This window comes from Photorhabdus akhurstii (assembly GCF_019090985.1).
GTDB classification, from domain to species: domain Bacteria; phylum Pseudomonadota; class Gammaproteobacteria; order Enterobacterales; family Enterobacteriaceae; genus Photorhabdus; species Photorhabdus akhurstii.
Map to the genome: position 1 here is coordinate 1,890,263 of NZ_CP020335.1, position 26,967 is coordinate 1,917,229.

Below are 26,967 nucleotides of genomic sequence, written 5' to 3' on the forward strand. Positions count from 1 at the left end.
ATTTATCACCTAATCGAATATCGAGGGATTGTAGGAGAAATAGGAGGGTAAAAAAAGCTAAAAGACTCATGTTACTAACGATTTTACCGATAGATATTAACTAATAATGATTTTAACCTGAGAAAAGTGTTCTTTTAGTGCTGTTTGTATTTCATTTGTTCGTTTTCAATTAATGGTAGACTATCGAAACGATTAACTGAAAATTTGTTCCACAGGTTGTTCTGATTTTTGCTCATTTACTTTGACAATCGGCTGTGCATTTGCGAAAACATCACTGTAAGAGATAATTATCCACCTCGCTAAATTCGTTTCCATAAAAATCGACATGCGGATAATCCTCTTTTGTGTAGCATTAAAAAAATGGCCTGTGAGTTGCTTTACGCTGATAGAGCGAGGCTTTAACTTTAAGACATCTTTTCCAACTCAGACTCAGAGAGATAGGGGAAAATGTTATGGGTGTAGGAAAATAAAGAGAGATCAACAAGATGATAGATAATAAAAAACGTCCGGGAAAAGATCTTGATCGCATAGATCGTAATATCCTAAATGAGCTACAAAAAGATGGGCGAATTTCTAACGTAGAACTGTCTAAACGGGTAGGTTTGTCTCCAACCCCGTGCCTGGAGCGTGTTCGTCGTCTGGAACGTCAAGGGTTTATTACTGGATACACGGCATTGCTGAATCCTCACTATTTGGATGCATCTTTGCTGGTATTTGTTGAAATTACTTTAAACCGTGGCGCTCCAGATGTTTTTGAACAATTCAATGCTGCTGTACAAAAATTGGAAGAGATTCAGGAATGTCACTTGGTTTCCGGTGATTTCGACTATTTGTTAAAAACCCGCGTACCAGACATGTCGGCTTACCGTAAGTTGCTGGGCGAAACTTTATTGCGTTTGCCAGGTGTTAATGACACCCGCACATATGTTGTAATGGAAGAAGTTAAGCAGAGCAACCGTCTGGTCATTAAGACGCGCTAAAATCTTACCAAAAATGTACAGGTGCAAAACTGGAAAAACTTAGGTACACTCCTGTTTATGCATACAGTTTCAACGCTGAGCTATCTCGGCGTTGTTCCGTTAAATCAACTGTTCCGTTAAATCAACAGGAAACCTGGAGAGCCTTTCTTGAGCCAGGAATATACAGAAGATAAAAATATTAAGTTAAAGAGACTGAGTAGTGGGCGCAGGCTGTTAGAAGCTGTGTTGCTTGTTATTGTCATCCTGGCGGCTTATCTGATGGTCGCGCTTGTCAGTTTTAATCCTTCTGATCCCAGTTGGTCTCAGACTGCATGGCATGAACCGGTGCATAATTTGGGTGGCGGGGTTGGCGCATGGTTGGCCGATACGCTGTTTTCTGCATTTGGTATTCTAGCTTATGCCATTCCCCCGGTGATGATATTGGGTTGTTGGACTGCTTTTAGGCAACATGATGACCGGGAGTATGTCGATTTCTTCGCGCTGGCTTTGCGCGTTATTGGCGCATTGGCAATCGTCTTAACTTCATGTGGATTAGCGGCGCTGAATGTTGACGATCTCCATTACTTTGCTTCCGGCGGGATTATTGGCAGTCTGTTTAGCAGCGCAATGTTGCCTTGGTTTAATGAATTGGGCGCGACTTTAGTCTTGCTGTGTATTTGGGCGATTGGGTTTACGCTATTTACTGGCTGGTCATGGTTAACTATTGCTGAAAAAACAGGGGCAGTGATTCTGGGGGCAATAGGATTTATTACCAACCGCAGCCGTAATGAACAAGAATATACGCCATACGATGAAACGGTTATTGAGCGGGAAGATCTCGCCTATGATAAAACAGAACCTGAATTCACAGCGGCTGATATTGATCATGATGATGTGCTATTTACAGCACCTTCAGCCGCAGAGTTAGCAAAAACTGAACTGGATGAACCAGAATCAGTGAAAACAGAAATCGAACAAGAACAGCCAACGGATATTCCTACCATTAATATGGCTGATATTGATGTTGAACCTAAAATTTTGGTCAATACATCTGATGATGATATTGTACAGCCTCAGCCATTAGTGGAAGAGAGTGAAAAGAATAATAACGACGAACCTATTCGTTATACATTTGAAATTCCTGCTGAGTACCATTTTGAACCTATATCTGAATCTAACCGTCAAGGGACGCCAACATTTGAATCTGTCGAAAGTAGCCAAAACAGCAGTAATACTTTCACTTTTATGACTGAAACAGAGCCAAAAAATACAGAGCAAAAAAATGTTATGGCAGCCGCCGCCGCAACGGTTATAACGGGTAACTCTCAGGTTAAACAAGGAATCGGACCAGAACTACCTCGTCCTAATCCTGTCCGTATTCCAACCCGCCGTGAACTGTATGGAATCAAAGTTCCTTCACAACGTCTTGCAGAACAGCAGCGTGAGTATGAGATCAAACAGCAAGTAGATGGATCGGATGATGATATTGATGTTGATGAACAGCAAGAAGCGTTGCTGCGTCAGCAATTTCTTGAGCAACAGCGCGAGCGTTATCGTATTACGACGGATACAGAAGAACAGGTCTCAATTCAGCCTCAAATAAGACAGAATTTATTTGAGCCGGAAAATCGGCCTTCGGTGGAAGAACAGGCTCAAACAGCGACAGAGATTGTTAAACAGACAGTTGAGCAGTCGCAACATAAGCGTTATCAAGAGCAAAGTCGCCAAGAGAAAAAAGAGCTCTCGGCTCTGGAGAGTTTATCGATTTTAAATAACTTCTCGCCGGTTGAAGATTTAGTTGAAAAGGAGCCAACAGAGCCGCTGTTTATGCCTTCTGTTCAATCCGCGCCGAAAAATCAATCAGAACGGCCCACAGAAATTGCTTTTGCGTCAGCGCCTGTACACAATACTGCGCAGCAACCGCAGCAACCGCAGCAACCGCAGCAACCGCAGCAACCGCAGCAACCGCAGCAACCGCAGCAACCGCAGCAACCGCAGCAACCGCAGCAACCGCAGCAACCGCAGCAACCGCAGCAACCGCAGCAACCGCAGCAACCGCAGCAACCGCAGCAACCGCAGCAACCGCAGCAACCGCAGCAACCGCAGCAACCGCAGCAACCGCAGCAACCGCAGCAACCGCAGCAACCGCAGCAACCGCAGCAACCGCAGCAAAATAGCTTATTCCATCCGTTTTTGGTTCGTAACGATCAACCGTTGCCAAAACCAACGACACCAATGCCTTCGCTCGAACTGCTAACCAGTCCTTTAGCAGAAGAAGAACCCGTTGATATGTTTGCCCTTGAGCAAACGTCCCGTTTGATTGAAGCGCGTCTGAGTGATTATCGAGTTAAAGCTGATGTCGTCGGTTTCTCACCCGGTCCGGTGATTACCCGGTTTGAACTGGATTTGGCTCCGGGTGTTAAAGCAGCACGTATTTCCAATTTATCAAGAGACTTAGCACGTTCTCTATCCGCGGTCGCCGTGCGTATTGTTGAAGTGATCCCGGGTAAACCTTATGTTGGTTTGGAATTGCCGAATAAAAAACGTCAGACGGTCTATTTGCGTGAAGTATTGGATTGTGAAAAGTTCCGTGATAATCCATCGCCGCTAACAATTGTATTGGGTAAAGATATTGGCGGTCAGCCGGTTGTCGCTGATTTAGGTAAAATGCCGCACTTGCTGGTGGCGGGTACAACCGGTTCGGGTAAATCTGTTGGCGTCAACGCCATGATCCTCAGCATTCTCTATAAAGCGAAACCAGAGGATGTGCGCTTTATTATGATTGACCCGAAAATGTTGGAGCTATCGGTTTATGAGGGCATACCGCACCTGTTAACCGAAGTTGTTACCGATATGAAAGATGCTGCTAATGCACTGCGCTGGTGCGTTAGTGAAATGGAGCGCCGTTATAAACTGATGTCCGCATTAGGGGTGCGTAATCTAGCGGGTTATAACGAAAAGGTTAAACAGGCAGAAGAAATGGGACGCCCAATCCCTCACCCATTCTGGAAGCCCGGTGACAGCATGGATATTATTCATCCAGTACTGAAAAAAGAGCCATACATCGTTGTCATGGTCGATGAATTTGCTGACTTAATGATGACTGTCGGTAAAAAAGTTGAAGAGCTGATTGCACGATTAGCGCAGAAAGCGCGTGCTGCTGGTATCCATTTGGTTCTGGCGACCCAACGTCCATCGGTCGATATTATTACCGGTTTGATTAAAGCGAATATTCCGACGCGTATTGCTTTTACGGTTTCCAGCAAAATTGATTCCCGCACCATCCTTGATCAAGGCGGCGCTGAATCCCTGTTGGGCATGGGGGATATGCTTTATTTGGCGCCAAACTCCTCGATTCCGGTGCGTGTTCATGGCGCCTTTGTTCGGGATCAGGAAGTTCATGAAGTGGTGAATGATTGGAAAGCTCGTGGTCGTCCAGAGTATGTTGACAGCATTCTCAGTGGTGGTGATGATGCAGAAGGCGGCTTAGGCTTTGACAGTGATGAAGAGCTAGATGCTCTGTTTGATCAGGCAGTTCAATTTGTGACGGAAAAACGGCGAGTTTCGATTTCTGGTGTCCAGCGTCAATTCCGCATTGGTTATAACCGAGCGGCGCGTATTGTGGAACAGATGGAGGCGCAACAGATTGTCAGTGCTCCAGGTCATAATGGTAATCGTGAAGTATTGGCCCCACCGCCACATGAGAGTTGATAGTGAATATTGAAGACCCTGATAGTAAATCACTTGAAGTAATAACGTTGAGAAAAAAGAAGTAATAACGCTGAGAAAGGTATTTCTTACATGAAAAAGCTGATATTGATTGGTTGTTTAATGGCTGGCATGAGTATCAATGCGGCATGGGCAAATGCTAGCCAGAATTTGCAGGAGCGTTTGGGTAAAGTAAATAGTTTTCATGCCAGTTTTACTCAGACAGTCACCAGTGATGATGGGGCGACAATTCAGGAAGGTGAAGGACAATTGTGGGTTAAGCGTCCAAACCTATTTAACTGGCATATGACATCACCGGATGAAAGCGTCTTGGTATCGGATGGTAAAACATTGTGGTTTTATAATCCGTTTGTTGAACAGGTAACGGCCAATTGGTTGAAAGATGCCACAGGTAACACGCCGTTTATGTTAATTACTCGTAACGATGCTAAAGATTGGTCTCAATATAAAATTAGCCAGCAAGGAAATGATTTTGAACTGACGCCGAATAATGTCGCTGGCAATCTGAAACGCTTCTCGATTACCGTCACGACGGATGGCGCTATCCAAAAATTTTCTGCCATAGAACAGGATGGACAAAAGAGTGCTTATCAATTAAAAGGGCAGCAAAATACCCATGTGGATGCGGCAAAGTTCAGTTTTACGCTACCGAAAGGCGTTACGCTGGATGATCAGCGCCAGTGAGGTTTAAGTGAATAGCCTGTCACTCGATTTTTCACAAAATGAATTCCAGCCATTGGCCGCGCGTATGCGGCCAATGGCATTAGAGCAATATATCGGCCAGCAGCATTTACTGGCAGAAGGAAAACCACTTCCAAGGGCTATCCGGGCTGGACAACTTCACTCCATGATTTTATGGGGGCCGCCGGGGACGGGCAAAACAACATTAGCTGAAATTATTGGGCATTATGCTCAGGCTGATGTTGAACGGATATCTGCGGTCACTTCCGGCATCAAAGAGATACGTGAATCGATTGAAAAGGCGCGTCAAAACCGGAATGCAGGGCGTAGAACTATCCTGTTTGTTGATGAAGTACATCGTTTTAACAAAAGCCAACAGGATGCTTTTCTGCCACACATTGAAGATGGCACGATCACCTTTATCGGTGCGACAACGGAGAACCCCTCTTTTGAGCTGAATTCCGCATTACTTTCACGGGCACGGGTCTATTTGCTTAAATCATTGACAACAGAAGAGATTGAGCAGGTGCTTGATCAAACAATGAATGATCAAGAGCGCGGTTATCATGGACAGAATATCATTTTGCCTGAAAATACCCGTCACATGATTGCGGAGCTGGTTTCCGGCGATGCCCGTCGTTCATTGAATTTGCTGGAAATGATGGCGGATATGGCAGAAACCAATGCTCAGGGAGAGAGGGTTTTGACACCGGCGCTATTGAAAGAGGTCAGTGGAGAGCGAAGTGCTCGTTTTGATAATAAAGGTGATCGTTATTACGATTTGATTTCAGCACTGCATAAATCCGTTCGTGGTTCTGCGCCTGACGCTGCACTTTACTGGTATGCCCGGATCATTACCGCCGGTGGTGATCCGTTATATGTTGCCCGCCGTTTATTGGCTATTGCTTCCGAAGATGTTGGTAATGCCGATCCTCGGGGAATGCAGGTAGCCATTGCTGCATGGGATTGTTTTACGCGCGTTGGTCCGGCAGAAGGTGAAAGAGCGATTGCTCAAGCTATTGTTTACCTTGCTTGCGCACCGAAAAGTAACGCGGTTTATACCGCGTTTAAGGCAGCGATGGCTGATGCGAAGGAGAAACCTGACTATGATGTTCCTGCACATTTGCGCAATGCACCGACAACATTGATGAAAGGGATGGGGCTTGGCGAAGAATATCGTTATGCTCATGACGAACCTAATGCTTACGCGGCGGGTGAAGTTTATTTTCCACCTGAGATGCGGGAAACCCGCTATTATCATCCGGCTAACCGAGGATTAGAAAGTAAAATAGGCGATAAACTCGCCTGGCTTGCTGAACAGGATCAAAATAGCCCGATAAAACGCTATCGCTAACGTTATTGTTGCGGTAAGGTTGACGGGTAAAAATACCTTATGGCCCATCAACTTGTGTGGGCCTATTTATATCATCTAACTTAATAACGACAAGCACAGGACTAGCATGCTCGATCCAAACATACTGCGTAATGAGCTAGGCGCAGTCGCCGAAAAACTGGCTCGCAGGGGCTATACCCTTGACGTGGATACGCTGCGCAAACAAGAAGAGCGCCGTAAAGTTTTACAAGTTGAAACTGAAACCCTGCAAGCAGAACGTAATTCTCGATCGAAAGCTATTGGTGCGGCAAAAGCCCGTGGTGAAGATATTGATCCACTGCGTCAGGAAGTGAACCAGTTAGGTGAAAAGTTGGATACAGCGAAAGCCGAACTGGAAAAACTTCAAGCTGAAATCCGTGATTTAGCCTTAAGTATCCCTAACATTCCAGATGACTCCGTACCGGTAGGTAAAGATGAGAGCGATAATTTGGAAGTGAGCCGTTGGGGTGAGCCACGTAAATATGATTTTGAGATTCAAGATCATGTTTCATTAGGTGAGTTGACCAATGGTCTGGACTTTGCCGCCGCGGTTAAACTAACGGGTTCGCGTTTTGTGGTGATGAAAGGGCAAATTGCTCGTCTGCATCGGGCCTTAGCGCAATTTATGCTAAACCTTCACACAGAACAGCATGGCTATTTGGAAACTTATGTTCCCTATCTGGTTAACCATGAAACCTTATATGGTACGGGCCAATTGCCGAAATTTGGTGAAGACCTTTTCCATACCAAACCGTTGGAAGAAGAGGCGGAAAGTCATTATGCGTTGATTCCGACCGCTGAAGTTCCGATAACCAACTTGGTTCGTGGTGACATTCTGGATGAAAGTGAACTACCACTAAAAATGACTGCTCATACTCCTTGTTTCCGTTCAGAAGCGGGGTCTTATGGTCGTGACACCCGTGGTCTGATCCGGATGCATCAGTTTGATAAAGTTGAACTGGTTCAGATTGTTCATCCTGATGAATCAATGAATGCACTGGAATCGTTGACAGGTCACGCAGAGAAAGTACTGCAATTACTGAATCTGCCCTATCGTAAAGTCTTATTGTGTACCGGTGATATGGGTTTTAGCGCATGTAAAACTTATGATTTGGAAGTATGGTTACCGGCTCAGAACACATATCGCGAAATCTCCTCCTGCTCTAACATGTGGGATTTCCAGGCGCGCCGTATGCAAGCACGTTTCCGCGGTAAAGAGGATAAGAAAACTCAATTACTTCATACCCTGAATGGCTCTGGTTTGGCTGTAGGCCGTACTCTGGTTGCCATTATGGAAAACTATCAGCAAGCCGATGGTCGCATTGAAATCCCCGAAGTATTGCGTCCATATATGGGTGGTTTGGAATATATTGGTTAATTATCGTATTAATGAAAAGCGCCAGATTTGGCGCTTTTTGCTGTCTATTTGATTAATTACAAATTTACTGAGAATAAAATTACTGGATTCAGTAAATAATAGATGTATCTTTATCTTTTAATTAACTAAAGTCGATGATTTCTCTTTACCGATAAAAATGCTACGGTAAGAGGAGTAATAGCTAGCGAAATATATGGGTATAGAGACTAAAAGGCCCAAGCCTAAAGTCACTATAGAAAGCACCATCATTAACCCAAAGATACTAAAGAATAATAAACCGGGCAATAAATTCTTCTTCACTGCCTCCAGGCTCATTGATACGGCAGCACCAAATTTTAAATCATGAAGAACGATTAACGCTGGTGCAAACCAGGTTAAAGCAGCAGCAATAATGCTGAAGATGAACAGAATAAAGAAACTAAGAAATAATGGGGACAAATCACCTAGGAATATGTCAACAGGAATTTCACCAGATTGACTTGCTAAGATGATATTAATCACTGCACTACCGCCGGTAATAAACATTGCTATGATACCAAGGATCATAATGCCAAACGATAAAGCGCCAACGCCAAGTAGTGACGCAAAGTTTTTCTGAAATCCGCTGAATAACAGCCCGAATTCAAATTCTCCGGTAGTTCTCTGTTTTTCACACAGAGCAATAACGCCTCCGGCCAGTACTGAACCTAAAATCCCTGTAAATATCCCAAGGAAAGGAATAAGCTGTAAACCAGATATGATAATGAAATAAATGATACTAAGTAGTATCCACATACCCAATTTACGTTTGACGAGACTCCATGCTTGACTAATCCATTCCATACCTTCTGTGCTACTGAGGGATTGACCACCAGGGATAAATACCTCTTGATTGTTGGGTATAGTGTTGGAATTAAAATTTAGGCTCTTATTATCCATGTATTTTCCAATTTCATTATTAACTTGTAATTTATTAAATCGCTTTTTCTGTCTGAGTTTTCAAAGTTACAGTCAGCCGTAAAAAGCTGGCAAGTATAATATATTAAATTTATTAATCAACAAGTACTAAATAGGAGTAATTACCTAATGGGCGTGGTGGATTTATAAGCAATGTGTTGCTGTGTGTGTTTTAACTTGTTCGAGTGGTTTTATACTTACCTAAATAATTAAGTTATTTAGGTAATATATTGTAGTTTCTATCATGTAAATTAATTAATATTTATATTTCAATGCCTATTTTCCATTATAGATTATTTAACTGGTTTATAAAAAAATTTTTTCTTGTGGTTGAAAATATCATTAAAGTTGGTTGTTTTGGGAATGGTTAACCTATTTGCATCCTGATGAGCCTTCTTCATGGAATATAAGCATTAATAAATTCAATTTTTATTTTTCATTTTTCACCGATAGCTTTATGATAGGCCGATTTTAAACCTGTTATTAAAAACCATTGTTTTAACTTCTGATTTTAATCGGTATAAGGTTTTAACGGTTGTTTTTACCACGCTTGATACCTGCTTTGTATTTAGTTTAATGTTGAGTATTTAAGATATCGCGGTTATTGCATAATAAACGCCATATAATAATGCTATGAGTAACAGGATGCGTATATTTAGTTAAATCCGTTTTTTGTATAAAAGTTTTAACCCCTTTATATTTGTGCTTTTAAATGATCATGGTAGGTTAGTTAAATGTAAAAATCGCTGATAAATGCATTAAAGTTATGGTTTTTAAAAAATTCTTATAACCGTGAAAAATATTTTGTTTAAACAAGTTTTCTTAATGTAGTTACCTGACGTTTTACCACTTTGTTAATCAATTTAAACCCCGTTTTTCCTGATGTTTTCTCTTATAATATCAGTATAGCATCGGATTTTTTATCCATTTTTAAAAATCCTTAATCACTGTTTTTTACCTTTCATTGTTAACGCTTTTACCTGTTTTTTGTGAAAAGAGTGCTAAAAAGCATCTGCTTTATGTTCTGGGGTGAAAGTGTAAATAAATCAGGTTTAATCGAGAAAATGGCAGGAGTTTTCTCATCATAAAAAACAAACTTTGTTTGAAATAGTAGGGTTTCTCAATGATTTCAAGATTAAATAGCGCTTTTTTGTCTTCGTTATGATTTGCTGAAAATAAAGTGATTACTTTCAGCAAATAGTAGATGTGTTTTTTAGATAATTAAAATGTGGATGATTTATTCGTATTGATAAAAATGCTGCGGTAGGAGGAATAATAGCTAACAATAAATACCGGTATAGAGATTAGAAAACCTAAACCCAAAGTCATTACCGAGATTATGAAAATGACTGTCAAGGTGATGAAGAATAACAAACCGGGCAGTAGGTTTTTTTCCACAGCTTCCAGGCTCATTGACAAGGCAGCACCAAATTTCAAATTATGAATAACGATTAATGCTGGTGCAAACCAGGTTAAAGCAGTACCAAAAATGTTAAAAATAATCAGAACAAAAGCACCAAGGTATAATGAAGAGAGATCATTTTCGAATATATCAACAGGAATCTCACCATCTTGGCTATCTAACAATATCTGATCCATTGTACTGCCGCTGATAATAAGCATTGTGATAATGCCAAGGAACATAATGCCAAACGATAAAGCACCAACGCCAAGCAGTGATGCAAAGTTTTTCTGAAATCCGCTGAATAACAATCCTAGTTTGAATTGCCCAGTCGCTCTTTGTTTTTCACACATGGTAATAATACCGCCAAGAAATACTGAACTAAAAATTACATAAAGTATCCCAAGGAAAGGAATAAATTGAATAGCTATTGTAATGATGCAATAAATAATACCGAGTAGTATCCACATACTTAACTTATTTCTGACGAGCCACCATGATTGACCAATCCATTTTATGCCTTCGCCGCTATTGAGGTACTGACCGCCAAGAATAAATACCTCCTGATTGTTGGATATAGTGTTGGAATTAAAATCTAGATTCTTATTATCCATGTATTTTCCAATTTAATTATCGATTTGTAATTTATTAAATTGCTTTTTCTATCTGTACTTTGAAAGTCACGGTCGGATGTAAAAAGCTGGTAAGTATATTATATTAATTTTATTAACCAACAAGTACTAAATAGGAGTAATTAGCCAATAAAGTGGTAGATTTATAAGCAATAATTCTCTATTTGTTTGTTTTTTAACTTGAACTAATGGTTTTACCATTACTTAAATAACTAAGCCACCTTTGTAATATATTGTATCTTCTTTCATAGAGCTTAATTAATATTTCAATGCCGATTTTTCATCATAGATTATTTAATTGGTTATGAAAAAATTTACTCTTGTAGTTGAAAACGCTATTAAAATCATCCCTTTTGGGAAAACAGATTGTTTGATTAACCTATTCATATCATTATCTTATTGGTTATATAAGTATTAATAAAAAAGTTGTTGTTTTCACTGATAAGCTTTACCAAAAGAAGGTTTTATACTGTTATTAAAAACTATTGTTTTAACTTTGGGTTTTAATTGGCATAAGGTTTTAACCATTTTTTACCACTTTTAACATCTGCTTTTCATTAAGTTTAATCATTATGAAATATCGTATTTTTCGTTTAACCAACATTAATCATACTTTTTTTATCTTTACTGGCTCTGTTTTACCTTTATCTTATCTTGATAAATCAACCAGTAAATAGCATGATGATATAAAGATATACCTTTATGTTTTCTCGAATAATCCCTTTCTTTTTAAGGGTTTAAATCCCGACACATTAACCGTTTTATCCATTTTTTATTAGGTCATTTTTATGGTTTGCTGCATAAAATAATGGCGAGAAAACACCTTAATATCAATCTATTTGGGTAATATTCCTTTACATGCTGATTTCTTTTCAGTTCTCTATTAATGGTTAATAGATTTCGATTAAGTGTAATTAATTGCTTTTATAAAAAATTGCACTATAGTTAAATATTCCTGCCACATAAAAACCTTAATCTCTCTGTGTTCGTGCTTTTAAATGGTTATGGCAGTTTAAATAAATGTAAAATGATCGGGGGGATAAAATCGTCGATAAATGCATTAAACACGACGGGGAATAAGCTGTTTTTAGCGCCTGTACTTTTTTAAAATCTGGCATTAATGGTATTAAAATCAATGCTTATTTCTTTAATGGCTTTTAATCTTTTTAAATTTTTTATGTTAGTCTAGTTAATCTAAGGATTTTTCGGCTTCTTTTAATGATTTATCTGATTTTTTGAAAACGTATTACGGCTATGTAAAATCTTTTGTTTCGGCAAGTTTACTTAATGCGGTGATTTGTCATTTTCCCATTTTGTTAATCAATTTAGACTTCATTTTTCTTGACGTTTTTTCTTCCAATATCAGTATAACTTCGGATTTTTTTACTCGTTTTAAATAATCCTTAAATGGTTTATGCTTTGCGGTAAGAATTCAACCTATAATGGCAATCAAACGGGGTTAAGAGGGAAAAATGGCAGGAGTTTCCCATCATAAAAAAACAAACCTCGTTTTAAATAGAGAGGCTTGCCAACCTAAATATCTTTTAGCCGATTAAAATGTTGATGATTTATCCTTACCGATAAAAATACTGCGATAAGAGGAATAATAACTAACTAAAAGTATTGGTATAGAGATGAGAAAACCTAAACCAAAAGTCATTATCGAGATTATGAAGATGATCGCGGAGGTGATAAAGAATAATAAACCGGGTAATAGATTCTTTCTCACTGCGGCTAAACTCATGGATATGGCAGCATCAAATTTCAGATTGTGGATGACAATTAGTGCTGGCGCAAACCAAGTCAATGCGGCATTCACAATTAAGAAAACCATCAGAATAAAGAGACTAAGAAGTAATGAGGATAGGCCATTTTTAAGCACTTCGGCTGAGATTTCACCATGTTGAACGGCTAGTAGGATATGAAGTACGGCACTACCACCGCCCATAAATAGTGCGATAACACCGAGGAGTATGATACCAAACGTTAAAGCGCCAACGCCGAGCAGTGACGCAAAGTTTTTCTGGAATCCGTTGAATAACAGCTCCAGTTCGAATTCTCCGGTAGTTCTCTGTTTTTCGCACACAGCAATTATACCGCCGATAAATACTGGGTTCAAAAGCCCGGCAAATATTCCAATAAAAGGAATAAGCACGAAACCAGCTATACATATAGAATAGATAATATAGAGTAGTATCCACATGCCCCATTTATCCTTGGTGAGTTGCCATGCTTGACCAATCCATTTCACTCCTTCAGAGCTGCTGAGGGACTGACCATCAGGAATAAATATTTCCTGACTGTCGTCAGGCATAACATTGGAGTTTGAGTTTAGATTTTGATTGTCCATATAATTTTTCAAATAATGTGTTGATACATGATATTTCAAATCGCCTTTTTGACTTTATCTCGGAAGATGCAGTCAGATTGAGAGATTAGGTAAATATATTATATTAATTCTATTGTTCAACAAGCGTTAAATATAAGTAACGACCAGAAAAGATAAATAATTTCCTACAAAGTATTGCTAAGTGTTTCTAATTGTATCAAATTGATAATAATTGTAATAAAGTGTTTCAATGTTAACTGACGGCTGAATTTAATTAACTTCTAACCCATATGATCGGAATAATTTTAATTCCATTGGGTGTTTTTTTCTGTAGAATGGAAATCCCTACTAATAGTTAGTAGTTGGCATTTTAACGCTAAGAAGGAATACATATGTCAGACTTAATCTATTTAACCTTAAAGGGCCGTAAGCAGGGATTGATATCGGCAGGTTGTTCATCGATAGATTCAATAGGAAATAAAGGTCAGTTAGATCGTACAGATCAGATATTCATATATAACCTTAATCACTCTTTAACTTGGGATCAGTATGCCAGGCACCATCCGATAACATTTAAAAAACCTGTTGATAAATCGTCACCGCTTTTGGGAATAGCGATGTCAGAAAATGAAATATTGGACGGTATCTTTGATATTTACAGAGCGAGTCAATTCGGGATTCAGGAATTGTATTACACTATAAAGGTAATTGAGGCGACGATAGTTGATTTAGCTGTTTATCACCCCCATTCGATAACACATGCTGGCGCACAGCCGCAGGAAACTATATCTTTACGTTATAAGAGTATCACATGGACTCATCATATAGCAGGGACAAGTGCTTATAGTATTTGGGATGATCGCGTTTATTAATTTATTTGCCGGTAAAATAGTGTTATTTTACCGGCAAAATTACCATTTGTTTTTCCTATAATGTTTGCCGCATGCGATCATAAATGTAATGGTACACAAGAAAGATAGTATAAAAGAAGTGTATAGCATAAAATCATTATCTGATGTGGATACACTAAGAAATGGAATTTGACCAGTATAGGCAACATTTAGATGAAAAATATTAGACGCCATCATAAGTAATATAGCTAAAAGGTTAATGTAAACATCATAGGGAATTAAAAGTTTCTTAAAAGCACAATATAATGGATAGAGTGCAAGTAAAGAAAAAATAATATATAAATAGTCTATCATTCTATATCTTCCTTCAATATGATCTATATTGCCCAAAAATGGTATTTGCGTCACCGAAAATCTCTAAAGCTATCTCTTTGTAATTCATCGTTTCTATACCTCGTCGTTTTAAGCCAATAAGCAGATCAGCATTTATATACCGATATAATCTTTGATTGTCTGGTTCAAGCTTATAACCAAAAAAACCATTAATAGACATACCAACATCAACCGATGTATATACCACATCAGCATCGCGTTTATCCATTCCAAAAGCTTTTTCTCCAACCCCTTCATAGATGAATTTAACTGGCCCAGTATAGCTTTCGCGATAAAGGATATAATAACCACTTTCAATAATATTATTGAAGCCATGAGCCATCAATGGTGCTCCAAGTGCTGCTCCAACACCGCTATCAATAGCAAGAAATCCACCAATGAGTTGTATACTGCCAGATACAAATCCAATCCATGAGACAATCAAATTAACTGTCTCATTATTCCTACTTTTAGCATTTTCACTGTTTACCTTTTTCTTTACAACAATGGCTTGCCTTACACTCTTTTGAGAAAGCATTGAATCTTGCTCTTCTAATGATCGGATTTCTTCGTCTAATAAAGCTATTGCTTCAGAGATTGAGATCTCCCCGGTATTTATCTTTGATGTGTTTTCTTGGCAATAGGCCATGACTTCACCGATAAAATGGTCTTTGGCCAGACTCCATTTTACATATTTATCGGCAACTCGGTTCATAAGCATCATCAACTCATTTTGTTTATCCATTTGAATTTTTAGGAGTTTTCTTTCTTCATTAGTACTGTTATCCAAGTATCCTCTGGCGGAAGGATTTCTTTCGTAAAATTCATCTAAAGCATCCATAATAAGTAACCTGTTTCTTTGAAATTTAGTTTAACATAGCGTTATGTACTAAAAATATACAATTGAAATTATAAGTCAAGGTTTATTTTTACTTGTAATTTACTCGTAAGGATACTTTTTTAGCGTGTTTTAAGACGTGGGATTATTAGCAAAATCCGTTATAAATTTTCTTCAATACAAATACTAATTTCTTTATTTATTTTCTGGATGTATTTTTTTATTTAAGAAAAGTGTGATGTAATTATTTTATATAAATTAATGCCTTGATTTTTTTCGATGCTTGATAGGCTTATTGTTATTAGCGTTGTTGTGAATATAATGTTTCCTAATTTTTTCTTTTCTGATATTTGATTCTTTAGGCTCTTATATTAATGCATTCGGTAAAGACCTGCCTGAGAAAATATGGCAAGATGTTTTTGGTAACTTGATTGCGGGTTTTCCAGCGATATTATAGCTTTGATAATGAGTGACGATGACTAACTGATAAGACAGAGAAACGATTGTGGTAAAGAAAGAAAAACAACGGCCTCACCATGACGCATTATTTAAACATTTTTTAACGCGGCCCGAAACGGCCAGGGAGTTTTTATCCCTTTATCTGCCCGAAGAGATCCAATCGTTGTGTGATTTAGCCACATTGAAACTGGAACCCGGCAGTTTTGTGGACCAGCATTTGCGTCAACTGCACAGTGATGTGCTCTACTCGGTTGAAACGGCCCGGGGACAGGGCTATATCTATTGTCTGATTGAGCATCAGTCTACCCCTGATCCATTAATGGCCTGGCGGCTGATGTATTATGCCATGTTAGCAATGGCGGCCCACCTGAAAAAAGGCCATACTGAACTCCCTTTGGTCGCGCCGCTGCTGTTTTATCATGGGGAGGTTCGGCCGTATCCTTACACAAACCGGTGGCTGGATTGTTTTACGCTCCCCGAACAGGCTGCCCGCTTATACCGTCAGGCGTTTCCGTTGGTGGACGTCAGTGCGCTCAGCGATGAAGAGATCCTGACGCATAAAGGGGTTGCCCTGATGGAGCTGGTGCAAAAACACATCCGCTGCCGGGATATGCTGGAATGGGTCCCCCAATTGGTGGAACTTCTGAATGGAGGGTATAATACAACTGAGCAGCGCAATGTGGTGTTACGCTATATTTTACTGAATGGACATACGCTGGATCTCTCCCAATTTGTCCATCAACTGATTGAACAATCTCCGGAGCATGAAACGATGTTGATGACTATTGCAGAACAGCTTGAACAAAAAGGGCGCGAGCAGGGCCGAACAGAAGGTCGAATGGAAGGTCGAATGGAAGGTCGAATGGAAGGTCGAACAGAAGGTCGAACAGAAGGTCGAGCTGAAGGTAGAAAGGAAGGTCGAGCTGAGGGCCGAGTTGAGGGCAGAGCTGAAGGTCGAGTTGAAGGTAGGGAGGAAGGTAAACTGGAAACGGCTTGTGCTTTATTACGGCATGGCGTGAGTTTGGACATTATTGTCACCAGTACCGGGCTGAGCCGGGATAAAATTGAAGCGTTAAAGCATTAAATTAATCTTCTCTTTCACAACAAAATGCCGATATTCAAGATCGGCATTTTTGTTCTTATTCAGGATGATGGCTATACAGAGGACTTTTACGTTTGCTAGGTGAAGCTGAAACATGCCAGACTGGAACAACAATCTCCGGAGCATGAAACGATGTTGATGACTATTGCAGAACAGCTTGAACAAAAAGGGCGCGAGCAGGGTCGAACAGAAGGTCGAACAGAAGGCCGAGCTGAAGGTAGAAAGGAAGGTCGAGCTGAGGGCCGAGTTGAGGGCAGAGCTGAAGGCCGAGTTGAAGGTAGGGAGGAAGGTAAACTGGAAACGGCTTGTGCCTTATTACGGCATGGCGTGAGTTTGGACATTATTGTCACCAGTACTGGGCTGAGCCGGGATAAAATTGAAGCGTTAAAGCATTAAATTAATCTTCTCTTTCACAACAAAATGCCGATATTCAAGATCGGCATTTTTGTTCTTATTCAGGATGATGGCTATATAAGGGACTTTTACGTTTGTCCAGCGAAGATAAAACCAGACTCGTTCTGTTTCGTCGAAACCTCAATTTGTTGTAAGGTATCAAAATTTACAAACTCTGATACAGGGGAATTTGCCACATGTGCAATGATTAAAAGCCATTGATATTATGAAGGTGTTATTGCAACTTTAAAATGCCGCTTCTGGAATGAAAAAATGGGGTGATTAGCTTTATCTTCTGAGGCGACCTCTTGCTGTTTTAATGAGTCGGATGATGAGCTATTAATAATTTCAATTTGGTGATGAGTGAATGATTTGACTTCATTCTGAAATTTCATTCTTAAAATATTATCTTTAATAAATTTTGATGAAGATAATGCTGACTCATTTACCGATCTAGCTGCAAGACCACTCATTGTTGAATAATATTCACTGTTTCTATTGCGATCTCTGCTTAATATGAAGTCCATTTTTAATAAACCTTTTCATCCCAAATATTGTATCCACTTGTGCGCACAGTTTGATCCTAGCAAGCTAGGGTTTGATATTTAAGATGGTTTTTCCTTCTGTTTTTAAACGTCATTTCAGAGATGGAAATTAAATAAATTAGTTAATACACAACTTTATGACCATAACTTTCTAGAATGTTTTTTACACTATCCATTGTCTCTTTTGCAGGTGGTTTCACTCCTTCTAATTGATATTCCTCGCCCATAGTAATCCATTTATGTTTACCGAGTTCGTGATAAGGCAGAAGCTCGATTTTTTCAATATTTTTCATATCTTGGGTAAATTCACCTAGTTTATGAACTGATTCATTATCATCGGACCAATCTGGAACCACAACATAGCGGATCCAGGTTTTCTGGTTACGTTTAGCCAAATAGCGGGCAAACTCCAAGGTGCGATGATTTGAAACACCGACTAATTTCTGATGGACTTCATCATTAAGTTGCTTCAAATCGAGCATCACGAGATCGGTTGCATCCATCAATTCATCAATAACCGGACCATAGCGGCGGACAAATCCATTAGTATCAAGACAAGTATGAATACCTTCGGCACGACAGGCTCGGAACCAATCACGTACAAATTCAGCTTGAAGAACTGCTTCGCCCCCTGATGCAGTAACACCTCCACCGGAAGCGTTCATAAAGTGACGATAGGTTGTCGCTTCTTTTATTAACTCTTCAACAGTCACGTCTTTGCCGCCGTGGGTATTCCATGTGTCGCGGTTATGGCAATAGAGGCAGCGCATCAGGCAGCCCTGAAAGAAAACAATAAACCGGATACCGGGGCCATCAACGGTGCCACAGGATTCGAAAGAGTGGATACGACCAAGTACCGACATAACAGGTTTGCTCCAAAACTGGCAGGATAAACGAATAGAGGCCCCAGAATTCAGGGCCTTTGTTAGCAAATTATTACATAGATTGGGTGAAAGTACGGGTAATCACATCCTGTTGTTGCTCTTTAGTCAGTGAGTTGAAACGTACGGCATAACCCGATACCCGAATAGTGAGTTGAGGATATTTTTCAGGGTCTTCCATCGCATCAAGCAGCATGTCACGGTTCATCACATTGACGTTCAGATGTTGACCACCTTCAATTTCTGCTTCATGGTGGAAATAACCATCCAGTAAACCCGCTAAATTAGTTTTGCGTGTTTCATCATCTTTTCCTAACGCATTCGGTACGATAGAGAAGGTGTAAGAGATACCATCTTTCGCATAGGCGAAGGGCAGCTTAGCCACAGAGGTTAAAGAGGCGACGGCGCCTTTTTGATCGCGACCATGCATTGGATTGGCTCCGGGCCCAAATGGCGCGCCGGCACGACGCCCGTCAGGGGTGTTGCCGGTTTTCTTGCCATAGACCACGTTAGAAGTGATGGTCAGAACGGATTGCGTAGGTACTGCGTTGCGATAAGTATTCAGTTTCTGGATTTTTTTCATGAAACGTTCAACCAGATCACAGGCGATATCATCGACACGTGAGTCGTTGTTGCCAAATTGTGGATATTCACCTTCAATCTTGAAGTCAACCGCTAAACCATTTTCATCGCGGATTGGAGTCACTTTGGCATATTTGATGGCAGACAACGAGTCAGCGGCGACAGACAGACCAGCAATGCCACAGGCCATAGTACGATGAACATCACGGTCGTGCAGCGCCATCAGTGCGGCTTCATAGCTATATTTATCATGCATATAGTGAATGATGTTTAGTGCGGTAACATACTGTTTTGCCAGCCAGTCCATAAAGTGGTCCATGCGGGCCATTACTTTGTCGTAATCCAGCACTGCATCTTTCATCGGTTCTTCTTTCGGGCCAACCTGCATTTTCAGCTTTTCATCCACACCGCCGTTAATAGCGTACAGCATAGTTTTCGCCAGATTAGCGCGGGCGCCGAAGAATTGCATCTGTTTACCCACAATCATCGGGCTGACACAACAAGCGATAGCGTAATCATCGTTGTTGAAGTCGGGGCGCATCAGATCATCGTTCTCATATTGTAAAGATGAGGTATCGATAGACACTTTTGCCGCGAATTTTTTGAAATTTATCGGCAGTTTTTCGGACCACAGGATGGTCATGTTGGGTTCTGGTGATGGGCCCATCGTGTATAGGGTGTTCAGGAAACGGAAGCTGTTTTTAGTCACCAGTGTGCGGCCATCCAACCCCATACCCGCCAGCGATTCTGTTGCCCAGATTGGGTCGCCGGAGAACAGTTCGTCATATTCAGGGGTACGCAGGAAACGCACCATACGTAGTTTCATCACCAGATGGTCGATCAATTCCTGTGTTTCAATTTCTGTCAACTTACCTGCTTGCAGGTCACGTTCGATGTAGATATCCAGGAAGCTGGAAACACGACCGAAAGACATCGCGGCGCCATTCTGAGATTTAACCGCCGCCAGGTAAGCGAAATAGGTCCACTGTATCGCTTCCTTAGCGTCAGTGGCGGGGCCAGAAATATCATAGCCGTATTTAGCCGCCATCTCTTTAATCTGGCCCAGAGCACGGTGCTGTTCAGCGATCTCTTCACGCAATTGAATAGTCATTGCCAGATCTTCACCGTTTTCCAGTTTTTCCTGCAATGAATTGAACTGAGCTAATTTATCTTCACGCAAGAAATCGATGCCGTATACCGCAACGCGACGGTAATCGCCAATAATGCGACCGCGGCCATAGGCATCAGGTAGACCGGTCAGAACCCCGGATTTTCGGCATTTCAGAATATCTGGCGTGTAAACATCAAAAACCCCCTGATTATGCGTTTTACGGTATTCAGTGAAAATCTGTTTCAATTTAGGATCGAGTTCACGACCATAAACTTTGCATGAGCCTTCCACCATTTTGATGCCGCCAAATGGGATCAACGCACGTTTTAATGGGGCTTCCGTTTGCAGGCCAACAATAGTTTCCAGATCTTTTTCGATGTAACCTGCATCGTGGGAGGTAATAGTAGCAGCAACATCAGTATCAAAATCAACCGGTGCGTGAGTGCGGTTTTCGATTTTGATACCTTCCATGACTTTTTCCCATAAGGTATCGGTCGCCTTTGTCGAACCGGCCAGGAAAGATTCATCACCCTCGTATGGAATATAGTTTTTTTGGATGAAGTCACGAACGTTGACTTCATTCTGCCAATCCCCCTGATTAAAACCTTGCCATGCGACAGAGAACTTTTTATTTAATTCAGTCATGATACTTCTACCTTTATAATAATCGAACTTTTGAGAAACTAAATAAGGGAGCGAATTAATGTTTTTGCCCATTACGCAGATAAATTGACCAGTAAGTTAAACCCACCAAAACGGCACCACCGATAATGTTACCAATAGTGACCGGAATTAAATTGTCAGTAATAAAGTGTGAAATGGTGAGTTGAGAAAATTGTTCAGGTGTCGCCCCTATATTAATCCAGAACTCAGTTGGTGAGAAATGCTTAATAATAATACCAAGCGGGATTAAAAACATATTTGCAATGCTGTGTTCAAAGCCGCTGGCAACAAACATGCTTATTGGCAAAATCATGGCAAATATTTTATCCATTAAACTACGTCCGGCATAACTCATCCAAACCGCGAGACAAACCATTAAATTGGCGAGAATGCCTAAAAATAGCGCTTCAATAAAAGAGTGATGCATTTTATGGTTTGCTGTTTGCAAGACATTCAAGCCCCATAATCCGTCGGCAATACGATATTGACCGGCAAACCAGATAATGGCGACAAAAAATGACGCGCCAATTAAATTACCGAAATAGACGTTAATCCAGTTTTTAATCATTTGATGCCAGGTTATACGCCCGGTTGCTTTGGCAATAATCGTTAGCACAGTGGAAGTAAATAAATCTGCGCCACACACGACAACTAACATTAATCCAAGGGAGAAACAGATACCGCCAACTAATTTAGCTAATCCATAAGGGACAGATGCGGTTCCTGTAGTCGCGGTAATATAAAAGACAAATGCAATGGAAATAAAAACCCCGGCAGTTATTGCTGACAGATAAGTAATGGCGACAGGTTTAGTCGTTTTATAAACACCAATGTCATTGGCGATTTGTGTCATTACCGCAGGTGGTAATAGGTTAAAGGGGTTGTCAGCTTTCATACCAACATTCTCTTTATCATTAATAAGTTACGGTACGTAACGATAGTAACAAAGGCTTGAAGAAGGAAAATTGATATAGATCATAATCCCCTGACAGTAGACTCGGTTTTGGGGAATGAAAATGGTTGAAATTCTAATTAATTGATTGATTTTAATGAAATAAAAAAATTTTAAAAATTATGATATTTTTTATTTAACCTATTGGTAGGGCGTTTGATAAGTAAAATTACAGGCTAAATTGTTATTTATTTGTTGTTGAAAATAAATTTAATTTAACCTGAATTTTACTTTTAATTATGAATTGTCTTTTCTACAATTTTATTTTGCGTTCCAGAAGTCGCGTTTTGCTTTTTGCAGCTTCTCATAAGCGGCTAATAAAGCTTGATGAGCGGGCAGTGATTTTAAATCTGAATCAACTGACCACAGGCCATAAAAACAGTGTTCACCAGAAATAGCTGCTGATGCTGCTTCAACAGCATCTTGCCCGTACATTTTTACGAATGCTTGATAATATTGTGTCGGCTCTTTATCCTCTTCCAGAGCAAGTAAAAGCAGTGTTTGCAAACAGCGATAATAATTAGCGCGTTCGGAGGTAAAGACTGAGGCGTTAAAATCTTGGGTCCACTCTACCCAAATTAAAGCCTGTTCCAAATCACCGCCAGCCAGTGCCAACATGGATTTCAATTCACCGACACGTAAATTGCTCCAGCCATTATCTTTACCCACCGCAATACCAAGCAATTCACGGACACGGGTAAAATCATCCAAACCTTCTTCATCTAATTGATCAATTAGTGCCAGATATTCTTCGGCTTGCCATTGGTTATCCGGTAATGCTAATAAAGTTTCCCGTAGATGGATTCCCATCGTATTATTAGCAAGATGTAAATCTTCTACAGGATAAATATCAGACATCCCCGGAACCAGAATACGGCAGGCATAAACACCGAGGTGCTCGTAGTCAGCAATATAAACTTCGGCATCCAATTGTTTGAAGATTGCCATCAAAGTGGCGAACTCTTCTTCTGTCGTGCCGCTGAAATTCCAGTCAGTAAACGCGTAATCAGCATCTTGTTTAAACAAATCCCAACTGATTAAACCGCTTGAATCAATAAAGTGAGTCTCCAGATTGGTATGTTCTGCCACTTCTTCATTATCGAAAGTGGGAGCATTAAACACATCCAGATCTTTCAAACTGCGGCCCTGTAATAATTCGGTCACAGTACGTTCCAGTGCCACACCAAATTCAGGATGTGCTCCAAAAGAGGCGAAACAGGTTCCGTTATTAGGATTAAACAGCACTACACAAATAACCGGGAATTGCCCACCGAGGGAGGCGTCATAACAATAGAGTGGGAAACCTTCATCCTGTAATTTGTTAACCGCGGCAACAACACCAGGATAACGATTCATCACTTCTTGGGGAATTTCTGGCAGGCTGATGCCTTCGGCGATAATACGATTCTTCACATAACGTTCAAAAACTTCAGATAGTCCCTGAACTCTGGCTTCATTCATAGTATTACCGGCTGACATACCATTGGAAACATAAAGATTGCCAATAATATTCATCGGAATATAGACGGTATGATGATCAGATTGACGAGTAAACGGTAGTGAGCAGATACCACGCTCTTCATTATCTGATTGCAAATCAACTAACTGACTGGCGCATAAGTCATTCTCAGGATCATAAAATTTACGTAACCGGTCATCCAGAATGCCTTCTGGTAAAGAATCATCGTCCGGTAAAGCAAACCATTTTTCATTGGGATAATGGACAAAATCACCGCTAGCGATAGCTTCTCCTAAATAGAAGTCAGCAAAAAAATAGTTGGTTGACAGGCGTTCAAAATACTCCCCTAAAGCAGAAGCTAAAGCGGCTTTCTTGCTGGCGCCTTTGCCATTGGTAAAACAGAGAGGACAATCGTGGTCGCGGATATGAACTGACCAGACATTGGGAACCGGATTCAGCCATGAAGCTTCTTCAATATTAAAACCAAGGCGTTGCAGTTTTTGCTGAAAACGGTTGATTGAGTCTTCCAGTGCGGCGTCTTTGCCGGGAATAAAGGTTTGCGTCATGGTATTCACTTATGAGTGCTCGTTATGGGGCGCTCATCATACGAGTTTTTTTTCAGTAGCTAAAGTCTGGTATGTATCACAGATTTATTGTTATCATCATCCATAATCTAACAGGATATTTTTTATTAAGGAAGAAGCATGAAAAAGATGAAACACACAGCTTTAGCCAGTTTATTGGCATTAATTAGTGGTTCTGCTATTGCTTTACCAAATATTACACTTTTGGCGACGGGGGGGACTATTGCGGGTGGCGGGAAGTCTGCAATCCAATCCAATTATGTTGCTGGAAGGGTTGCTATTGATGAATTAGTCAATGCTGTTCCTGAGATCAAAAATATCGCCAACCTAAAAGGTGAGCAGGTAGTTAGTATTGGTTCGCAGGATATGAATGATCAGGTGTGGTTGACGCTAGCGAAAAGAATCAACGCTGATTGTGACAAAACCGATGGTTTTGTTATCACCCACGGTACTGACACGATGGAAGAAACCGCTTACTTCCTCGATCTAACTACCCACTGCCAGAAGCCGATAGTCATGGTTGGCGCGATGCGCCCATCTACGGCGCTTGGTGCCGATGGCCCGTTAAATCTGTATAACGCTGTGGTGGTTGCCGGTGATCAAGCATCAGCCAAGCGTGGTGTATTAATGGCAATGAATGATGCGGTTATCAGTGGGCGCGCCGTGGTGAAAATGAGCACCACCGAAGTTCAGGCATTCCAGCCAATTAATGCCGGTGCTGAGGGCTTTGTTCATAATGGCAAAGTCAATTATTATACTGACGCTAAACCGAGAGCCAATCAGGCTATTTTTGATGTCAGTAAACTCGATAAATTGCCGAAAGTAGGCATTGTTTATAACTACGCCAATGCGTCTGATCTGCCGGCGAAAGCTCTGCTGAAAGATGGTTACCAAGGCATTGTCAGCGCTGGTGTAGGCAACGGTAATATGTACAAGGCGATTTTTGATACTTTGGCCCAAGCGGCTAAAGATGGGGTTGTGGTCGTCAGATCAAGCCGTGTACCGGTCGGATATGTTACTCAGGATGCGGAAGTGGATGATAGTAAGTACGGCTTTGTCGCTTCTGAACGTCTGAATCCGCAAAAGGCCAGAGTACTTTTACAATTGGCGCTGACTGAAACGCATGATCCGGTGAAAATTCACCAGATGTTTGTGAAATATTGATTCGTGATTCAGAGATAACAAATAGGGCGCGTGGGTGACGGAGTTCCGCGCTCTATAGAGGGTGTCGCAAAAGGTTAAGGTCACTTTTTCAAGCATCAAGTTAAATTCAATCACTGACTTTGGGCAGCCTGTTATTTGTATGGATAACAGGCTAAAAATAATCCCTAATATCAGAGCCACCGCTCTTGATAAGTTATAGGCCATTGCATGCAGGGAAAACTCCAGCTTTACCGCTGACAATCCCTTACGCCGAAAGCGTTCCAGTCTCTGAATTCCCCGTAATGCCGAAAATACCGGTTCTACCAGGCTCTTCCGTTGACTCAATATCTGTTTTGACTCGGGTCGGGCCATATGCAAACGAAGCGCCTCCCTCCCTTCATCTTCCGGATAACGTTTTATTTTTCTTCCTCCTTTAGCCTTTGTGCAGCCCGCTTTCTGCGGGCATCCGGCACAATTGTCAGCGCTATAAACCCGATAGGGCCGCGTTTTTTCAGTGGCTTTCACTGTACTTTGCAGGGACAATTGGTGATGCGCAGGACAAATATAGCAATCTTGCTCAGCATCATAAGTAAATAATGATTTAGGATAGATTTTTCGTGCACGCTGTCGGTCTGAATTTTCTGCACAAAACAGCAAGATCTGATGTTTCTTCGCCTCAGCAATCACATCGTCATGGAAATAACCGGCATCCAATATCAATTTTTCCGGGTGACCGCCCGAGATAGTGAGATTCTGCGCCAATAACGCGGCCATCACTTGGGTTTCACTGGAGGGATCGACCGTGTGAGCGACGATAAGACGTCTGTTGTTGACTAAAACAGACGGTTTATAGGAAGTTGAAAATCCCCTTCCCCGCTTAAGTTTCTGGACGACGGCTTCGGGTTCTGTTGGATTGATACGCAGTTGGCTGGCATCCTTCCCTTTTTTTTCGCGATTTTCTTGTCGGCGCCGTAATACGCTGGCTCCCTGTTCCAATTGCTTTATGCGTTTTTCTGTCTGCGCTGTGGCAGGGGTGGCCGTGAGAGTATTTTTTTCACGTGAAATCGCTTCCTGAGTTAAAAGGTGGTAATGAGAACAGGCCGCCTCTATCACTGTCCCGTCACCGGCCAGGCACGAGCCGTCCGAATGACTACGGTGCAAAATGGATAAGGTCAGTGCCTTAAAAAACGAGCCCGTCAGGACGGATTGGTGCTGATAAATAAAACGCCCAAGACTGGCATGATCGGGCGTAATTCCCTGACTGACAAAAATACAGCCTAAATCTAAACGCGCAAGTCGTTCAAGTTCTCTGAGCGAGCAGTGTCCTTTCATGATCCCATAAAGCAGGATCCCTATCATGGAGCGTGGAGAATAAGGGGCTCTCCCTGTCGAAGCATAATGGCGTTCAAAAGGGCCCCAATCTTGCTCATCAAGAATGTCAGTAACAATAAATGCGCTACGCTCCCCCATTTGCCTGAGATAATCAGAAAGGGAAAGGGAGCCATCCAATACAGGTAAGTGCTGAGCTTTGACAAACTGACGTCCGGTATGAAGGGAAGGTTCCCGTTTTCGAATGAATAAGGTCATAAAAGATCTGCGCTTAAAAGAAGTACG

18 protein-coding genes and 1 pseudogene are annotated in these 26,967 nt (G+C 41.0%); 9 read left to right on the forward strand and 10 right to left on the reverse strand.

Annotated elements, in window-relative coordinates; translation table 11 throughout:
- Nucleotides 1–485 precede the first annotated feature (485 nt).
- From lrp to serS, 5 genes are all read left to right on the forward strand, one after another.
- Nucleotides 486–980 (forward strand): leucine-responsive transcriptional regulator Lrp, encoded by a 495-nt coding sequence (gene lrp, locus B0X70_RS08235; RefSeq protein WP_011145896.1) that lies wholly within the window; start codon nt 486–488, stop codon nt 978–980.
- 147 nt (nt 981–1,127) lie between these two features.
- Nucleotides 1,128–4,670: a DNA translocase FtsK 4TM domain-containing protein gene (locus B0X70_RS08240; protein ID WP_217471272.1), complete on the forward strand. Its 3,543-nt coding sequence runs from the start codon at nt 1,128–1,130 to the stop codon at nt 4,668–4,670.
- Nucleotides 4,671–4,760: 90 nt separating this feature from the next.
- Nucleotides 4,761–5,372 carry an outer membrane lipoprotein periplasmic chaperone LolA gene (lolA, locus tag B0X70_RS08245; RefSeq protein ID WP_036815190.1) on the forward strand — a complete coding sequence of 204 codons (612 nt, stop codon included), beginning with the start codon at nt 4,761–4,763 and terminating at the stop codon, nt 5,370–5,372.
- Nucleotides 5,373–5,379: 7 nt separating this feature from the next.
- Nucleotides 5,380–6,723 carry a replication-associated recombination protein A gene (locus B0X70_RS08250; protein WP_217471273.1) on the forward strand — a complete coding sequence of 448 codons (1,344 nt, stop codon included), beginning with the start codon at nt 5,380–5,382 and terminating at the stop codon, nt 6,721–6,723.
- A 106-nt stretch (nt 6,724–6,829) separates the two neighbouring features.
- Complete coding sequence (gene serS, locus B0X70_RS08255) at nt 6,830–8,119, forward strand: serine--tRNA ligase (protein ID WP_217471274.1); 1,290 nt, start codon at nt 6,830–6,832, stop codon at nt 8,117–8,119.
- 117 nt (nt 8,120–8,236) lie between these two features.
- On the opposite strand, the gene B0X70_RS08260 is transcribed toward serS, so the two are convergent.
- From B0X70_RS08260 to B0X70_RS08270, 3 genes are all read right to left on the reverse strand, one after another.
- Nucleotides 8,237–9,037, reverse strand: a complete 801-nt coding sequence (locus tag B0X70_RS08260; RefSeq protein WP_214067955.1) for a BPSS1780 family membrane protein — start codon at nt 9,035–9,037, stop codon at nt 8,237–8,239.
- 1,239 nt (nt 9,038–10,276) lie between these two features.
- A complete protein-coding gene (locus B0X70_RS08265) occupies nt 10,277–11,071 on the reverse strand; it encodes a BPSS1780 family membrane protein (protein ID WP_217471275.1) in 795 nt (264 codons plus the stop codon).
- Between the two features lie 1,570 nt (nt 11,072–12,641).
- The gene (locus B0X70_RS08270; protein ID WP_246593473.1) at nt 12,642–13,439 is read right to left on the reverse strand and encodes a BPSS1780 family membrane protein; all 798 of its coding nucleotides are present in this window, start codon (nt 13,437–13,439) and stop codon (nt 12,642–12,644) included.
- 371 nt (nt 13,440–13,810) lie between these two features.
- Between B0X70_RS08270 and B0X70_RS08275 the strand changes: the two genes are divergently transcribed.
- On the forward strand, nt 13,811–14,290 hold the full coding sequence (locus B0X70_RS08275; RefSeq protein ID WP_036806741.1) for an Hcp family type VI secretion system effector: 480 nt from the start codon (nt 13,811–13,813) through the stop codon (nt 14,288–14,290).
- Between the two features lie 346 nt (nt 14,291–14,636).
- Here the strand turns inward: B0X70_RS08275 and B0X70_RS08280 are convergent, their stop codons facing one another.
- Complete coding sequence (locus B0X70_RS08280; RefSeq protein WP_040154420.1) at nt 14,637–15,482, reverse strand: DUF4225 domain-containing protein; 846 nt, start codon at nt 15,480–15,482, stop codon at nt 14,637–14,639.
- A 502-nt stretch (nt 15,483–15,984) separates the two neighbouring features.
- Here B0X70_RS08280 and B0X70_RS08285 point away from each other — a divergent pair.
- Complete coding sequence (locus tag B0X70_RS08285; protein ID WP_217471276.1) at nt 15,985–17,022, forward strand: Rpn family recombination-promoting nuclease/putative transposase; 1,038 nt, start codon at nt 15,985–15,987, stop codon at nt 17,020–17,022.
- Nucleotides 17,023–17,139: 117 nt separating this feature from the next.
- Nucleotides 17,140–17,436 (forward strand): annotated as a pseudogene (locus tag B0X70_RS08290) (ISNCY family transposase); the annotation flags it as partial.
- Nucleotides 17,437–17,657: 221 nt separating this feature from the next.
- Here the strand turns inward: B0X70_RS08290 and B0X70_RS08295 are convergent.
- From B0X70_RS08295 to ycaO, 5 genes are all read right to left on the reverse strand, one after another.
- On the reverse strand, nt 17,658–17,960 hold the full coding sequence (locus B0X70_RS08295; RefSeq protein WP_217471277.1) for a hypothetical protein: 303 nt from the start codon (nt 17,958–17,960) through the stop codon (nt 17,658–17,660).
- 140 nt (nt 17,961–18,100) lie between these two features.
- Nucleotides 18,101–18,841: a pyruvate formate lyase 1-activating protein gene (gene pflA, locus B0X70_RS08300; RefSeq protein ID WP_214069096.1), complete on the reverse strand. Its 741-nt coding sequence runs from the start codon at nt 18,839–18,841 to the stop codon at nt 18,101–18,103.
- A gap of 73 nt (nt 18,842–18,914) precedes the next feature.
- Nucleotides 18,915–21,197 (reverse strand): formate C-acetyltransferase, encoded by a 2,283-nt coding sequence (pflB, locus tag B0X70_RS08305; RefSeq protein ID WP_217471278.1) that lies wholly within the window; start codon nt 21,195–21,197, stop codon nt 18,915–18,917.
- A 55-nt stretch (nt 21,198–21,252) separates the two neighbouring features.
- Entirely contained in the window at nt 21,253–22,110 is an 858-nt protein-coding gene (gene focA / locus B0X70_RS08310; protein WP_214069094.1) for a formate transporter FocA, read from the reverse strand.
- Nucleotides 22,111–22,428: 318 nt separating this feature from the next.
- A complete protein-coding gene (gene ycaO, locus B0X70_RS08315) occupies nt 22,429–24,192 on the reverse strand; it encodes a 30S ribosomal protein S12 methylthiotransferase accessory factor YcaO (RefSeq protein ID WP_217471279.1) in 1,764 nt (587 codons plus the stop codon).
- Between the two features lie 138 nt (nt 24,193–24,330).
- Between ycaO and ansB the strand changes: the two genes are divergently transcribed.
- Entirely contained in the window at nt 24,331–25,374 is a 1,044-nt protein-coding gene (gene ansB / locus B0X70_RS08320) for an L-asparaginase 2 (protein WP_217471280.1), read from the forward strand.
- Here ansB and B0X70_RS08325 read toward each other — a convergent pair.
- Nucleotides 25,309–26,940, reverse strand: a complete 1,632-nt coding sequence (locus B0X70_RS08325) for a transposase (protein WP_217471281.1) — start codon at nt 26,938–26,940, stop codon at nt 25,309–25,311. The two genes, ansB and B0X70_RS08325, sit on opposite strands and share 66 nt — an antisense overlap.
- Nucleotides 26,941–26,967: the final 27 nt, after the last annotated feature.

Excerpts from the sequence above, each read along its gene's own strand:
- serS (WP_217471274.1), top strand. The coding sequence starts at position 6,830 with ATGCTCGATCCAAACATACTGCGTAATGAGCTAGGCGCAGTCGCCGAA.
- pflA (WP_214069096.1), bottom strand. The coding sequence starts at position 18,841 with ATGTCGGTACTTGGTCGTATCCACTCTTTCGAATCCTGTGGCACCGTT.
- lolA (WP_036815190.1), top strand. The coding sequence starts at position 4,761 with ATGAAAAAGCTGATATTGATTGGTTGTTTAATGGCTGGCATGAGTATC.
- B0X70_RS08270 (WP_246593473.1), bottom strand. The coding sequence starts at position 13,439 with ATGGACAATCAAAATCTAAACTCAAACTCCAATGTTATGCCTGACGAC.
- ycaO (WP_217471279.1), bottom strand. The coding sequence starts at position 24,192 with ATGACGCAAACCTTTATTCCCGGCAAAGACGCCGCACTGGAAGACTCA.
- B0X70_RS08325 (WP_217471281.1), bottom strand. The coding sequence starts at position 26,940 with ATGACCTTATTCATTCGAAAACGGGAACCTTCCCTTCATACCGGACGT.
- focA (WP_214069094.1), bottom strand. The coding sequence starts at position 22,110 with ATGAAAGCTGACAACCCCTTTAACCTATTACCACCTGCGGTAATGACA.
- B0X70_RS08295 (WP_217471277.1), bottom strand. The coding sequence starts at position 17,960 with ATGGACTTCATATTAAGCAGAGATCGCAATAGAAACAGTGAATATTAT.
- ansB (WP_217471280.1), top strand. The coding sequence starts at position 24,331 with ATGAAAAAGATGAAACACACAGCTTTAGCCAGTTTATTGGCATTAATT.
- pflB (WP_217471278.1), bottom strand. The coding sequence starts at position 21,197 with ATGACTGAATTAAATAAAAAGTTCTCTGTCGCATGGCAAGGTTTTAAT.
- B0X70_RS08260 (WP_214067955.1), bottom strand. The coding sequence starts at position 9,037 with ATGGATAATAAGAGCCTAAATTTTAATTCCAACACTATACCCAACAAT.
- B0X70_RS08275 (WP_036806741.1), top strand. The coding sequence starts at position 13,811 with ATGTCAGACTTAATCTATTTAACCTTAAAGGGCCGTAAGCAGGGATTG.
- B0X70_RS08280 (WP_040154420.1), bottom strand. The coding sequence starts at position 15,482 with ATGGATGCTTTAGATGAATTTTACGAAAGAAATCCTTCCGCCAGAGGA.
- B0X70_RS08265 (WP_217471275.1), bottom strand. The coding sequence starts at position 11,071 with ATGGATAATAAGAATCTAGATTTTAATTCCAACACTATATCCAACAAT.
- lrp (WP_011145896.1), top strand. The coding sequence starts at position 486 with ATGATAGATAATAAAAAACGTCCGGGAAAAGATCTTGATCGCATAGAT.